At 51.3% G+C, this 14,200-nt stretch carries 14 protein-coding genes; 6 read left to right on the top strand and 8 right to left on the bottom strand.

What is annotated here, in order from left to right; all coding sequences use genetic code 11:
- Positions 1-147: 147 nt before the first annotated feature.
- From galM to modE, 6 genes are all read right to left on the bottom strand, one after another.
- Entirely contained in the window at positions 148-1,188 is a 1,041-nt protein-coding gene (gene galM / locus C4F37_RS01845) for a galactose-1-epimerase (protein ID WP_000931396.1), read from the bottom strand.
- Entirely contained in the window at positions 1,182-2,330 is a 1,149-nt protein-coding gene (gene galK / locus C4F37_RS01840; RefSeq protein WP_000053415.1) for a galactokinase, read from the bottom strand. The genes galM and galK overlap by 7 nt, the downstream gene beginning before the upstream one ends.
- Positions 2,331-2,333: 3 nt before the next feature.
- Entirely contained in the window at positions 2,334-3,380 is a 1,047-nt protein-coding gene (galT, locus tag C4F37_RS01835; RefSeq protein ID WP_000191508.1) for a galactose-1-phosphate uridylyltransferase, read from the bottom strand.
- Between the two features lie 9 nt (positions 3,381-3,389).
- Positions 3,390-4,406: a UDP-glucose 4-epimerase GalE gene (galE, locus tag C4F37_RS01830; protein WP_001265443.1), complete on the bottom strand. Its 1,017-nt coding sequence runs from the start codon at positions 4,404-4,406 to the stop codon at positions 3,390-3,392.
- 261 nt (positions 4,407-4,667) lie between these two features.
- Positions 4,668-6,140 (bottom strand): molybdate ABC transporter ATP-binding protein ModF, encoded by a 1,473-nt coding sequence (gene modF / locus C4F37_RS01825; RefSeq protein ID WP_001538478.1) that lies wholly within the window; start codon positions 6,138-6,140, stop codon positions 4,668-4,670.
- Positions 6,141-6,207: 67 nt separating this feature from the next.
- Complete coding sequence (gene modE, locus C4F37_RS01815; RefSeq protein ID WP_001147437.1) at positions 6,208-6,996, bottom strand: molybdenum-dependent transcriptional regulator; 789 nt, start codon at positions 6,994-6,996, stop codon at positions 6,208-6,210.
- A gap of 128 nt (positions 6,997-7,124) precedes the next feature.
- On the opposite strand from modE, the gene acrZ reads away from it, so the two are divergent.
- From acrZ to modC, 4 genes are all read left to right on the top strand, one after another.
- Positions 7,125-7,274 (top strand): multidrug efflux pump accessory protein AcrZ, encoded by a 150-nt coding sequence (gene acrZ, locus C4F37_RS01810; protein ID WP_000891515.1) that lies wholly within the window; start codon positions 7,125-7,127, stop codon positions 7,272-7,274.
- A gap of 166 nt (positions 7,275-7,440) precedes the next feature.
- Positions 7,441-8,214 carry a molybdate ABC transporter substrate-binding protein gene (gene modA / locus C4F37_RS01800; RefSeq protein ID WP_000113014.1) on the top strand — a complete coding sequence of 258 codons (774 nt, stop codon included), beginning with the start codon at positions 7,441-7,443 and terminating at the stop codon, positions 8,212-8,214.
- Entirely contained in the window at positions 8,214-8,903 is a 690-nt protein-coding gene (gene modB, locus C4F37_RS01795; protein ID WP_000604037.1) for a molybdate ABC transporter permease subunit, read from the top strand. The genes modA and modB overlap by 1 nt, the downstream gene beginning before the upstream one ends.
- A 2-nt stretch (positions 8,904-8,905) precedes the next feature.
- A complete protein-coding gene (gene modC, locus C4F37_RS01790) occupies positions 8,906-9,964 on the top strand; it encodes a molybdenum ABC transporter ATP-binding protein ModC (RefSeq protein ID WP_000891664.1) in 1,059 nt (352 codons plus the stop codon).
- Here the strand turns inward: modC and ybhA are convergent, their stop codons facing one another.
- Complete coding sequence (gene ybhA, locus C4F37_RS01785; RefSeq protein ID WP_001467942.1) at positions 9,965-10,783, bottom strand: bifunctional pyridoxal phosphate/fructose-1,6-bisphosphate phosphatase; 819 nt, start codon at positions 10,781-10,783, stop codon at positions 9,965-9,967.
- 154 nt (positions 10,784-10,937) lie between these two features.
- On the opposite strand from ybhA, the gene pgl reads away from it, so the two are divergent.
- A complete protein-coding gene (gene pgl, locus C4F37_RS01780; protein ID WP_000815435.1) occupies positions 10,938-11,933 on the top strand; it encodes a 6-phosphogluconolactonase in 996 nt (331 codons plus the stop codon).
- Positions 11,934-11,973: 40 nt separating this feature from the next.
- Here the strand turns inward: pgl and C4F37_RS01775 are convergent, their stop codons facing one another.
- Positions 11,974-12,927, bottom strand: coding sequence for a LysR family transcriptional regulator (locus C4F37_RS01775; RefSeq protein ID WP_000679972.1), 954 nt, complete (start codon positions 12,925-12,927; stop codon positions 11,974-11,976).
- 183 nt (positions 12,928-13,110) lie between these two features.
- On the opposite strand from C4F37_RS01775, the gene C4F37_RS01770 reads away from it, so the two are divergent.
- Entirely contained in the window at positions 13,111-14,163 is a 1,053-nt protein-coding gene (locus tag C4F37_RS01770) for a 4-oxalomesaconate tautomerase (protein WP_001538479.1), read from the top strand.
- Positions 14,164-14,200 lie beyond the last annotated feature (37 nt).

Here is a 14,200-nt window from a genome sequence, read left to right as displayed (position 1 = left end):
ACGAAGCAACAGCAATGCTTACGCATAACCATAGCGAAAATAGTGTCGCAGTGTAAGGTTGTTGTGAATATTGAGTTGCAAATATGTCGGTGTTTGCTGGTGATTTGAACAATATGAAGATAAAGCCCTCATGACGAGGGCTTAACATTACTGAGCAATAAACTGATATTCCGTCAGGCTGGAATACTCTTCGCCAGGACGCAGGAAGCAGTCCGGTTGCGGCCATTCAGGGTGGTTCGGGCTGTCCGGCAGAAATTCGCTTTCCAGAGCCAGCCCTTGCCAGTCGGCGTAAGGTTCGGTTCCCCGCGACGGTGTGCCGCCGAGGAAGTTGCCGGAGTAGAATTGCAGAGCCGGAGCGGTGGTGTAGACCTTCAGCTGCAATTTTTCATCTGCTGACCAGACATGCGCCGCCACTTTCTTGCCATCGCCTTTGGCCTGTAACAAGAACGCGTGATCGTAACCTTTCACTTTGCGCTGATCGTCGTCGGCAAGAAACTCACTGGCGATGATTTTGGCGTTGCGGAAATCAAAAGAGGTTCCGGCGACAGATTTCAGGCCGTCGTGCGGAATGCCGCCTTCATCAACCGGCAGATATTCTTCCGCCAGAATCTGCAACTTATGATTGCGCACGTCAGACTGCTCGCCGTCAAGATTGAAATAGACGTGATTAGTCATATTCACCGGGCAAGGTTTATCAACTGTGGCGCGATAAGTAATGGAGATACGGTTATCGTCGGTCAGACGATATTGCACCGTCGCGCCGAGATTACCCGGGAAACCCTGATCGCCATCATCTGAACTCAGGGCAAACAGCACCTGACGATCATTCTGGTTCACAATCTGCCAGCGACGTTTGTCGAACCCTTCCGGGCCGCCATGCAATTGGTTGACGCCCTGACTTGGTGAAAGCGTCACGGTTTCACCGTCAAAGGTATAACGGCTATTGGCGATGCGGTTGGCATAACGACCAATAGAGGCCCCCAGAAATGCGGCCTGATCCTGATAGCATTCCGGGCTGGCGCAGCCAAGCAGCGCCTCGCGGACGCTGCCATCGGAAAGCGGAATACGGGCGGAAAGTAAAGTCGCACCCCAGTCCATCAGCGTGACTACCATCCCTGCGTTGTTACGCAAAGTTAACAGTCGGTACGGCTGACCATCGGGTGCCAGTGCGGGAGTTTCGTTCAGCACTGTCCTGCTCCTTGTGATGGTTTACAAACGTAAAAAGTCTCTTTAATACCTGTTTTTGCTTCATATTGTTCAGCGACAGCTTGCTGTACTGCAGGCACCAGCTCTTCCGGGATCAGCGCGACGATACAGCCGCCAAATCCGCCGCCGGTCATGCGTACGCCACCTTTGTCGCCAATCACAGCTTTGACGATTTCTACCAGAGTGTCAATTTGCGGCACGGTGATTTCGAAATCATCGCGCATAGAGGCATGAGACTCCGCCATCAACTCGCCCATACGTTTCAGGTCGCCTTGCTCCAGCGCGCTGGCAGCTTCAACGGTGCGGGCGTTTTCAGTCAGGATATGACGCACGCGTTTCGCCACGATCGGGTCCAGTTCATGCGCAACAGCGTTGAACTCTTCAATGGTGACATCGCGCAGCGCTGGCTGCTGGAAGAAACGCGCACCGGTTTCGCACTGTTCACGACGGGTGTTGTATTCGCTGCCAACCAGGGTACGTTTGAAGTTACTGTTGATAATGACGACAGCCACACCTTTGGGCATGGAAACTGCTTTGGTCCCCAGTGAGCGGCAGTCAATCAGCAAGGCATGATCTTTCTTGCCGAGTGCGGAAATTAGCTGATCCATGATCCCGCAGTTACAGCCAACAAACTGGTTTTCTGCTTCCTGACCGTTAAGCGCGATTTGTGCGCCGTCCAGCGGCAGATGATAAAGCTGCTGCAATACGGTTCCGACCGCGACTTCCAGTGAAGCGGAAGAACTTAACCCGGCCCCCTGCGGCACATTGCCGCTGATCACCATGTCCACACCGCCGAAGCTGTTGTTACGCAGTTGCAGATGTTTCACCACGCCACGAACGTAGTTCGCCCATTGATAGTTTTCATGCGCGACAATGGGCGCATCGAGGGAAAACTCGTCGAGCTGATTTTCATAATCGGCTGCCATTACGCGAACTTTACGGTCATCGCGTGGCGCACAGCTGATCACGGTTTGATAATCAATCGCGCAGGGCAGAACGAAACCGTCGTTGTAGTCGGTGTGTTCACCAATCAAATTCACGCGGCCAGGCGCCTGAATGGTGTGAGTGGCAGGGTAGCCAAATGCGTTGGCAAACAGAGATTGTGTTTTTTCTTTCAGACTCATTTCTTACACTCCGGATTCGCGAAAATGGATATCGCTGACTGCGCGCAAACGCTCTGCGGCCTGTTCTGCGGTCAGGTCTCGCTGGGTTTCTGCCAGCATTTCATAACCAACCATAAATTTACGTACGGTGGCAGAGCGCAACAGAGGCGGATAAAAGTGCGCGTGCAGCTGCCAGTGTTGATTCTCTTCGCCATTAAATGGCGCGCCGTGCCAGCCCATAGAGTAGGGGAAGGAGCACTGGAAGAGGTTGTCATAACGACTGGTCAGCTTTTTCAACGCCAGAGCCAAATCGCTGCGCTGGGCGTCGGTCAAATCGGTGATCCGCAAAACGTGGGCTTTGGGCAGCAGTAGCGTTTCGAACGGCCAGGCAGCCCAGTAAGGTACAACGGCTAACCAGTGTTCGGTTTCGACAACGGTACGGCTACCGTCTGCCAGCTCGCGCTGAACATAATCCACCAGCATTGGCGATTTCTGTTCGGCGAAATATTCTTTTTGCAGACGGTCTTCGCGCTCAGCTTCGTTAGGCAGGAAGCTATTTGCCCAAATCTGTCCGTGCGGATGCGGGTTAGAGCAGCCCATCGCCGCGCCTTTGTTTTCAAAGACCTGTACCCACGGGTACGTTTTTCCCAGCTCTGCGGTTTGCTCCTGCCAGGTTTTGACGATTTCCGTCAATGCCGCAACGCTCAGTTCTGGCAACGTTTTACTGTGATCCGGTGAAAAGCAGATCACCCGGCTGGTACCGCGCGCGCTCTGGCAACGCATTAGCGGATCGTTGCTTTCTGGCGCATCTGGCGTGTCAGACATCAAGGCCGCAAAGTCATTAGTGAAAACGTAAGTGCCGGTGTAATCGGGGTTTTTATCGCCTGTCACCCGCACATTGCCTGCGCAGAGGAAGCAATCTGGATCGTGCGCAGGTAACACCTGTTTGGCTGGCGTTTCCTGCGCCCCCTGCCAGGGGCGCTTAGCGCGGTGCGGTGAAACCAGAATCCATTGCCCGGTGAGCGGGTTGTAGCGGCGATGTGGATGATCAACGGGATTAAATTGCGTCATGGTCGTTCCTTAATCGGGATATCCCTGTGGATGGCGTGACTGCCAGTGCCAGGTGTCCTGCGCCATTTCATCGAGTGTGCGCGTTACGCGCCAGTTCAGTTCACGGTCGGCTTTGCTGGCGTCCGCCCAGTAGGCCGGAAGGTCGCCCTCGCGACGCGGTGCAAAATGATAATTAACCGGTTTGCCGCAGGCTTTGCTGAAGGCATTAACCACGTCCAGCACGCTGCTGCCCACGCCAGCGCCGAGGTTGTAGATGTGTACGCCTGGCTTGTTCGCCAGTTTTTCCATCGCCACGACGTGACCGTCCGCCAGATCCATTACGTGGATGTAATCGCGCACGCCAGTACCGTCTTCGGTCGGATAATCGTTACCAAAAATCGCCAGCGAGTCGCGACGGCCTACAGCAACCTGGGCGATGTATGGCATCAGGTTATTCGGAATGCCTTGCGGATCTTCGCCCATATCGCCCGACGGATGCGCGCCAACTGGGTTGAAGTAGCGCAGCAGGGCAATGCTCCAGTCCGGCTGGGCTTTTTGCAGATCGGTGAGGATCTGTTCCACCATCAGCTTGCTTTTGCCGTAAGGGCTTTGCGGTGTGCCGGTCGGGAAGCTTTCAACATATGGAATTTTGGGCTGATCGCCATAAACGGTGGCGGAGGAGCTAAAGATAAAGTTTTTGACGTTAGCGGCGCGCATGGCGCTAATCAGGCGCAGGGTGCCGTTGACATTGTTGTCGTAATATTCCAGCGGTTTTTGTACCGATTCGCCAACGGCTTTCAGCCCGGCGAAGTGGATCACGGTGTCGATAGCGTGATCGTGCAGGATCTCGGTCATCAACGCTTCGTTACGGATATCGCCTTCAACAAACGTTGGATGTTTGCCGCCTAAACGCTCGATAACAGGCAGTACGCTGCGCTTACTGTTACAGAGGTTATCAAGAATGATGACATCATGACCGTTTTGCAGTAATTGCACACAGGTATGACTTCCAATGTAACCGCTACCACCGGTAACCAGAACTCTCATAATTCGCTCCATTAGGCTTATGGTATGAAATAACCATAGCATAACAAAGATGCGAAAAGTGTGACATGGAATAAATTAGTGGAATCGTTTACACAAGAATTTAGCCGTTTTTAATGTGCGATTAAGTGATTATAAAACAGAGGGTTTATGAATGATTGCGCTTTTTATCTGAAAAAAAGACGCGGTTTCATGCCTGCATGCGTCAAACCATTGGCCGGATAACACGTTTACGCCGCCTCCGGCACGGTCAGCACTACCGACTCAGTTTATTTTTGTCAGCGCATAGCGATAAAAGTCACCGTCCGGCACGAACTCAAGACGATGGGTAATACAGGCAGGCGCATCTTCAGCGTGGTGCGAAACAAACAACAATTGCATTTCACCTTCGCTAATCAGCACATCAACAAACCGGCGGATAAGCTGGCGATTGAGCGGATCAAGCCCCTGTAGTGGTTCATCGAGAATAAGCAACGTCGGATGTTTCACCAGCGCGCGGACGATCAGCGCCAGACGCTGCTGTCCCCAGGAAAGACTATGGAACGGAGCGTCAGCCGTGCGTTTATCAATGCCGAGAACATCCAGCCACTGCTGCACCAGTTTTTGCTGGCGATCCGAAACGGCCTGATAAATGCCAATCGAATCAAAATAGCCAGAAAGGATCACATTACGCACAGTAGTGCTGACCCGGTAATCCAGATGCAAACTACTGCTGACGTAACCGATATGCTTTTTGATATCCCAGATGGTTTCGCCGCTGCCGCGACGTCGTCCGAAAAGCGTCAAATCGTTGCTGTAACCTTGCGGATGATCGCCAGTAATCAGGCTTAATAACGTCGATTTTCCCGCGCCATTTGGCCCGACAATTTGCCAGTGTTCGCCTGGATTCACCTGCCAGCTAAGGTTATTAAGAATGGGGCGTTCGTTATAAGAAACCACGCCATTGTTCAGCACAATGCGCGGTTCGTTGGCGGGTAAGGCGTGACGTGCTGAAGGTTCATCCGGCTCCGGCAGTTGCACACCTTCAAGCTGTTCGCTATGCGCCAGTTGCGCAACGAGTGCTTGTTGGAGCAGTTCTTCTTTAGCGCCAGTTTCCGCTAACGTGCAATCCGCCAGCACGCCAGCAAACTGGACAAATTCCGGGATCTCATCGAAGCGATTGAGCACCAGTACCAGAGTAATACCGGACTGATGTAACGAGGCGAGTAGCTCAGCCAGTTGCTGATGTGAGGCAACATCCAGGCCATCGAACGGTTCATCAAGGATCAACAAGTCAGGCTCCGACATCAGCGCCTGACACAGCAGGGTTTTTCGCGTCTCGCCAGTGGAAAGGTATTTAAAGCGTCGGTCGAGGAGGGCGGTAATACCGAACTGCTGCGCCAGTTGCATGCAACGCGGAGTATCCTTTACTTCATCCTGAATGATCTCAGCCGTGGTACGCCCGGTGTCATCTTCGCCAGGACTAAGCATATCGGTGTTATTCCGCTGCCATTCGTCGCTGACGAGCTTTTGCAATTGCTCGAAGGAGAGACGAGTGATGTGGGAAAACTGGCTTTGCCGTTCACCTTTCAAAAGCGGAAGTTCCCCCGACAGCGCGCGGGCCAGCGCCGATTTCCCGCTTCCATTCGAACCGACAAACGCCCAACTATCACCCGCGTTTAACGTTAGCCGAGGCAATTGCAGCGTTTTTGTGTCGCCAAGACGAAACGTGCCTTGCAAAATTTGCAACGATGACATTTTATATCCCATTTTGTGCAGCGATTACTGACAGGGATACGTGTTTCATAACAAATTGTCAACACGCTTAGCACAGCGTGGCGATAATCACGCTGTCGGCATTAAAGTAGGCCGTGACATTCTGTCCTTGCTGAAGAGAAGTCGCTTCATTTATCGGCACTGTGGCGCACAGTGTTTGCCCGTCGGGTAGCGCCATTAATACTTCGCACTGCTCTGCGCCGCGCTCAATATGACTAATAATACCCGGTAATTGGTTGTCAGCGTTTTGCGCGACCGCCTCGTCCTGAGTAATCCCTACCCACGGCGCTTTTAGCAATATCAACACTTCTTTGCCTTCATCCAGCCCCAGACGTGCGCCGCTTTGTGCGGTAATTGCGACTTTCAGGCGTGTTTTTCCATCAGCCAGTAAGACATCAACATGCTGTTGAACGTCATCATGATCGCGGGCGGTGATGGTACCGAACCACTGGTTACGGGCGCTGGTTTGCAGTGAAAAACGTGAGATCGCGGCCAGCAGGCTGTTCAGCGGCAGGGCGTCATCGTCACTTAACACATCAAAGGCTTTTTGCTGGATTTGCGCCAGTAAGTCATAGAGCTGAATCAGTCGCTGACCATAGCGGGTCAGTACTGCGCCGCCTCCACCTTTACCGCCTGTTGCGCGCTCAACCAGAATATGCTCACTTAACTGATTCATCTCGTTAATGGCATCCCAGGCGCTTTTATAGCTGATACCGGCATCTTTCGCTCCCTGGCTAATGGAACCGGAAAGCGCAATGTGTTTTAGTAGCGAAATGCGGCGCGGGTCGGCGAATAATTTTTGTTGGAGCTTAAGGGTGAGAAGGATTTCGGCCTGCATAACAATATCCTGGCAAAAGTCTTATTGTGACGGAAAACGAACGCCACGCAAAGCTGACCGCACAAAAGGGGAGTGCTTTTCTGTGCTTAGCGGTTAGAATAGTCTCATGACTATATCTGGAGTTGACCATGTTAGAGTTATTAAAAAGTCTGGTATTCGCCGTAATCATGGTACCTGTCGTGATGGCCATCATCCTGGGTCTGATTTACGGTCTTGGTGAAGTTTTCAACATCTTTTCTGGTGTTGGTAAAAAAGACCAGCCCGGACAAAATCATTGATTCCCTGAATGCCCGCTTAGTCGGGCATTTTCTTTTTCTCAACTTCCTGCTTTTTCTGCCGATATTTTTTCTCATCTACCTCACAAAGGTTAGCAATAACTGCTGGGAAAATTCCGAACTTGCCGTTATATTGACGCCTACATAACGTTACATTAAGGGGTTACCAATGGCTCGTAAATGGTTGAACTTGTTTACCGGGGCGGCACTCTCTTTCGCTGTTGCTGGCAATGCACTGGCAGATGAAGGGAAAATCACGGTGTTCGCCGCCGCATCACTGACTAACGCAATGCAGGACATTGCTACGCAGTATAAAAAAGAGAAAGGCGTGGATGTAGTTTCTTCTTTCGCTTCGTCATCTACTTTGGCCCGTCAGATTGAAGCGGGTGCGCCTGCGGATCTGTTTATTTCTGCCGATCAGAAATGGATGGATTATGCGGTTGATAAAAAAGCGATCGATACGGCTTCGCGCCAGACACTGCTCGGCAATAGCCTGGTCGTTGTAGCACCGAAAGCCAGCGAGCAGAAAGATTTCACCATCGACAGCAAAACCAACTGGACTTCGCTGCTGAATGGCGGTCGCCTCGCGGTTGGTGATCCGGAACATGTCCCTGCTGGCATTTATGCGAAAGAAGCACTGCAAAAACTGGGCGCATGGGATACGCTCTCCCCGAAACTGGCTCCGGCGGAAGATGTTCGTGGCGCGCTGGCGTTGGTCGAACGCAATGAAGCGCCGCTGGGTATTGTTTACGGTTCTGACGCAGTTGCCAGCAAAGGGGTAAAAGTGGTTGCCACCTTCCCGGAAGATTCACATAAAAAAGTGGAATATCCGGTTGCTGTTGTGGAAGGGCATAACAATGCGACAGTGAAAGCATTTTACGATTATCTGAAGGGGCCGCAGGCTGCGGAAATCTTTAAACGTTACGGATTTACAACCAAGTAATGATACTGACCGATCCAGAATGGCAGGCAGTTTTATTAAGCCTGAAAGTTTCTTCCCTGGCTGTGCTGTTTAGCCTGCCGTTTGGGATCTTTTTTGCCTGGTTACTGGTACGTTGCACGTTTCCGGGCAAAGCTCTGCTCGACAGTGTACTGCATCTACCGCTGGTGTTACCGCCCGTGGTCGTCGGTTACCTATTATTAGTTTCGATGGGACGGCGCGGATTTATCGGTGAACGTCTGTATGACTGGTTTGGTCTTTCTTTCGCGTTTAGCTGGCGCGGTGCGGTTCTCGCTGCCGCTGTCATGTCTTTTCCGCTGATGGTGCGGGCGATTCGTCTGGCGCTGGAAGGTGTTGATATCAAACTGGAGCAGGCCGCAAGAACGTTGGGCGCCGGGCGCTGGCGTGTCTTCTTCACTATTACCTTACCGCTGACGTTGCCGGGAATTATTGTTGGTACGGTACTGGCATTCGCTCGTTCGCTCGGTGAATTTGGCGCAACCATCACCTTTGTGTCGAACATTCCTGGTGAAACGCGGACCATTCCTTCTGCCATGTATACCCTGATCCAGACCCCTGGCGGGGAAAGTGGCGCGGCGAGACTGTGTATTATTTCTATTGCGCTGGCGATGATCTCCCTGTTGATTTCAGAATGGCTGGCCAGAATCAGCCGTGAGCGGGCGGGGCGCTAATCATGCTGGAACTGAATTTTTCCCAGACGTTGGGCAACCATTGCCTGACGATTAATGAAACGCTGCCCGCCAATGGCATCACCGCTATTTTTGGTGTCTCTGGTGCCGGAAAAACCTCGCTGATTAACGCCATCAGTGGGCTGACGCGCCCGCAAAAAGGGCGGATTGTCCTCAATGGTCGGGTACTAAATGACGCCGATAAAGGTATCTGCCTGACGCCAGAAAAGCGTCGCGTAGGCTATGTGTTTCAGGATGCGCGGCTGTTTCCGCATTATAAAGTGCGTGGCAATTTGCGCTACGGCATGGCGAAAAGCATGGTCAATCAGTTCGATAAGCTGGTGGCGCTTTTAGGCATTGAACCGTTGCTTGATCGTTTACCAGGCAGCCTGTCCGGAGGCGAAAAACAGCGCGTGGCGATTGGTCGGGCTTTGCTGACAGCACCGGAATTGCTGTTGCTGGATGAACCGCTGGCGTCACTGGATATTCCGCGTAAACGCGAACTGTTGCCTTATCTGCAACGTCTGACGCGGGAAATCAACATTCCGATGTTGTATGTCAGCCATTCGCTGGATGAAATCCTCCATCTGGCAGACAGAGTGATGGTACTGGAAAACGGTCAGGTGAAAGCCTTTGGCGCGCTGGAAGAAGTCTGGGGTAGTAGCGTGATGAATCCGTGGCTACCGAAAGAGCAACAAAGTAGCATTCTGAAAGTGACAGTACTTGAGCATCATCCGCATTACGCGATGACCGCGCTGGCGCTGGGCGATCAGCATTTGTGGGTCAATAAGCTGGACGAACCGCTGCAAGCTGCGCTACGCATCCGCATTCAGGCTTCCGATGTCTCGCTGGTTTTACAACCGCCGCAGCAAACCAGCATTCGTAACGTATTGCGGGCAAAAGTTGTTAATAGTTATGACGACAACGGCCAGGTGGAAGTGGAGCTGGAAGTCGGCGGTAAAACGCTGTGGGCGCGAATCAGCCCGTGGGCCAGGGATGAACTGGCGATCAAACCTGGCCTGTGGCTGTATGCGCAAATTAAAAGTGTGTCGATAACCGCCTGATTAAATCAGGTGGCTATAAATGAACTGGGCAATGCTGTCGGTGGTGTTATCACCAATCACAATGTTGGCGCGCGCTTTTACTGCGTCATCGGCGTTGCCCATCGCCACGCCTGTACCAGCGGCTTCCAGCATACTAATATCATTGAAGTTATCGCCGAAGGCCACGACGTTTTCCATCGACCAGCCTTGCGCCTCAACCCATTTCGTCAAACGTTTACCTTTGCTGTTGCCGCCGCGTGCAATATCAACCTGATCGTGCCAGGACCATTCACACTCCAGTCCCAGTTCATGTTCGACATGCTTACCAAAATTCTGCAATTGCGGCAGGTCATCGTGCGTCAGGGCGAACTTCCATACGGCGTTAACTTGTTGCGCCGTTTCAGCCAGAGAAGCGACTTGTGTGAAAGTCGGACGCTGTTCCGGCGGCAGGGTTTGCGCCCAGTTAGACGTGCGAATGACATGTCCGGTCGGGTGCTCATAAACCATCGCATCATCCACATACATCAGACCGTGAATGTGGTGTTCATTCAGCATCTCAATGAGTTGCAGGGCTTTGTTAACAGGCATTGGGTCCGCTTCTAGTACGGTTTTTGCATGATAATCATACAAATAGGTGCCGTTACAGCAAATAGCAGGTGTATCCAGCGCCAGCGCCTGATAAAAAGGATGAATAGCGACGTGATGGCGACCTGTGACGATGATTAATCGGTAGCCTGCTTCGCGAGCACGGGCCAGGGCTTCTATCGATGAAGGAAGCAGGGTCTTTTTCGGGGTCAATAAGGTGCCGTCTAAGTCGAGAGCAATCACGCGTGTGGTCATGGCGTATTCCAGATTAAGGTTAAGAATTTTCGTCTGCGCGAATGGTACACCGATACCACTATCGGACAAAATTCTGCGTTTTAATTCAGCATTCACCGCCAAAAGCGACTAATTTTAGCTGTTACAGTCAGTTGCTAAATGCAAAGGAGCATTCATGAAGCAAACAGTTTATATCGCCAGCCCTGAGAGCCAGCAAATTCACGTCTGGAACCTGAATCATGAAGGCGCACTGACGCTGACACAGGTAGTCGATGTGCCGGGGCAGGTGCAGCCGATGGTGGTCAGCCCGGACAAACGTTACCTCTACGTTGGTGTCCGTCCGGAGTTTCGTGTTCTGGCGTATCGTATTGCACCGGATGATGGCGCGCTGACCTTTGCTGCAGAGTCTGCGCTGCCGGGTAGCCCGACGCATATTTCCACCGATCACCAGGGGCAGTTTGTCTTTGTCGGTTCTTACAATGCGGGTAACGTGAGCGTAACGCGTCTGGAAGATGGCCTGCCAGTGGGCGTCGTCGATGTGGTCGAGGGGCTGGACGGTTGCCATTCCGCCAATATCTCACCGGACAACCGTACGTTGTGGGTTCCGGCATTAAAGCAGGATCGCATTTGCCTGTTTACGGTCAGCGATGATGGTCATCTGGTAGCGCAGGACCCTGCGGAAGTGACTACCGTTGAAGGGGCCGGCCCACGCCATATGGTATTCCATCCAAACGAACAATATGCGTATTGCGTCAATGAGTTAAACAGCTCAGTGGATGTCTGGGAACTGAAAGATCCGCATGGCAATATCGAATGTGTCCAGACGCTGGATATGATGCCGGAAAACTTCTCCGACACCCGTTGGGCGGCTGATATTCATATCACCCCGGATGGTCGTCATTTATACGCCTGCGACCGTACCGCCAGTCTGATTACTGTTTTCAGCGTTTCGGAAGATGGCAGCGTGTTGAGTAAAGAAGGCTTCCAGCCAACTGAAACCCAGCCGCGCGGCTTCAATGTTGATCACAGCGGCAAGTATCTGATTGCCGCCGGGCAAAAATCTCACCACATCTCGGTATACGAAATTGTTGGCGAGCAGGGGCTACTGCATGAAAAAGGCCGCTATGCGGTCGGGCAGGGACCAATGTGGGTGGTGGTTAACGCACACTAACCGCTGATTTACCCGGCGCAGTCTCTTCTGCGCCGGTGTATTAACCTATCTCCTGTAACGCATGTCTCTGGCGTTCGACGATATTGGTCCACAAATTGTCTTTATCGTCAGTCCACAAATTAATCAGCAAGGCAAAAAAGCGTTCAGCTGCCGGAGAAAGCACGGCATCTTTGCGGCGAATAATCCCCAATGTCCGACGTATAACCGGTTCCACCAGCGGGATACCAATAATCGAAGAATAGGGCGCATGGGGCATTGCCAGACCAGGAAGCGCCGAAATCCCCAGTCCCGCCTCCACCAGCCCTAATGACGTCGAAAGATGACGCACTTCGTAAAACCAGTCCAGCTTCCAGGGCTTGTCGGCTAGCTGTTGTTCTATCAATAGTCGGTTGCCGCTGGAGGAGCGTACGCCAATCATTTTGTAACCCACTAACTCCTGCCATTCTACAAGCTGCTTTTTGGCCAATGGATGGTCACGCCGACAGGCCAGCACGAACGGCTCGTTGACCAGTGGGGTAAAATCAATGGATGAATTTGTGACGTTGTTCATGTTTATGCCAAAGTCTGATTCGTTACACAGCACCGATTCCATGCAATTATTCGTGCCTTGTTCCAGAATCCGCACTTTAATATTGGGATACAGCTCATTAAATTTACCGATTGCCAGCGGTAAAAAATAAAATACTGCGGTCGGAATACACGCTAACGTCACCATACCACGATGATAAGCATTCATATCACGAATATTAAAAAGCGTTTCATCGAATTTTTTTATTAATTCCCGCGCCTCCGGGAGCAACCTTTTTCCTGCTTTTGTTAACGTAACCTTGCGAGTTGTACGCTCAAATAGTTGAATGTGTAAATCTTCCTCCATCTTTTTTATTCTTCGCGTTAATGCAGGTTGCGTAATATTGAGTAATTTAGCAGCATTGTTAAATGAACTGGACTCTGCCAGTATGACAAATGCCTTCATACTTGATAATTCATGCTTCATTATTACTCCGGAAAATGGAAGCGACGATTTTGGGTGACTGGCAGTTAAAAATTTTAACTGCATTTAGCCAACTTAAATTAATGAAAAAATGTTATTAATCGTTGAGCTAAAGTCATTAGAGATGCTTTGCCCTTAATGTAACCATATCGCAATAAGTTATGTTTTTAAATTGAGGGCATTATTATGAAAAAAATACCCTGCGTGATGATGCGAGGTGGAACCTCGAGGGGCGCGTTCCTGTTAGCGGAACATCTACCCGAAGATCAAACGCAGCGCGATAAAATATTGATGGCAATTATGGGTTCCGGTAACGATCTGGAAATTGACGGTATTGGCGGCGGTAATCCGCTGACCAGTAAAGTCGCCATTATTAGCCGCTCCAGCGATCCGCGTGCAGATGTCGATTATCTGTTTGCTCAAGTTATCGTCCATGAGCAACGTGTCGATACCACGCCTAACTGCGGCAATATGCTGTCTGGCGTTGGGGCATTCGCCATTGAAAATGGTTTGATTGCAGCGACTTCGCCAGTTACCCGCGTACGTATCCGCAACGTCAATACGGGTACATTTATCGAAGCTGATGTGCAAACGTCAAATGGTGTTGTCGAGTACGAGGGTAGCGCCAGAATTGACGGCGTACCGGGTACTGCCGCACCGGTTGCGCTCACTTTCCTGAATGCCGCCGGAACGAAAACCGGAAAAGTCTTCCCGACGGATAATCAGATTGATTATTTTGACGATGTCCCGGTGACCTGTATCGATATGGCGATGCCAGTTGTCATTATTCCTGCTGAATATCTGGGAAAAACAGGCTATGAATTACCGGCAGAGCTGGATGCCGACAAAGCATTATTAGCCCGCATTGAATCTATCCGTCTACAAGCGGGTAAAGCAATGGGCTTAGGCGATGTCAGTAATATGGTTATCCCTAAACCTGTACTTATTTCTCCAGCGCAGAAAGGCGGGGCAATTAATGTGCGTTATTTTATGCCGCATTCTTGCCATCGCGCTTTGGCGATAACCGGTGCTATTGCTATTTCCAGTAGTTGTGCATTGGAAGGCACCGTCACCCGACAAATCGTCCCTTCTGTAGGATACGGCAATATCAATATTGAACACCCCAGTGGTGCGCTCGACGTTCATTTAAGTAATGAAGGTCAGGATGCCACGACGTTACGCGCATCTGTTATTCGGACGACAAGAAAAATATTTTCCGGTGAAGTTTATCTTCCCTGAAAAATTTTGTTGTCGTGATAATGACAATCAATAAAGG

The organism is Escherichia sp. R1 (genome assembly GCF_003000935.1).
Classification (GTDB): Bacteria; Pseudomonadota; Gammaproteobacteria; order Enterobacterales; family Enterobacteriaceae; genus Escherichia; species Escherichia coli.
The sequence above is the reverse complement of the archived record's forward strand: the minus strand, read 5'-3'. Positions and strand labels throughout refer to the sequence as shown.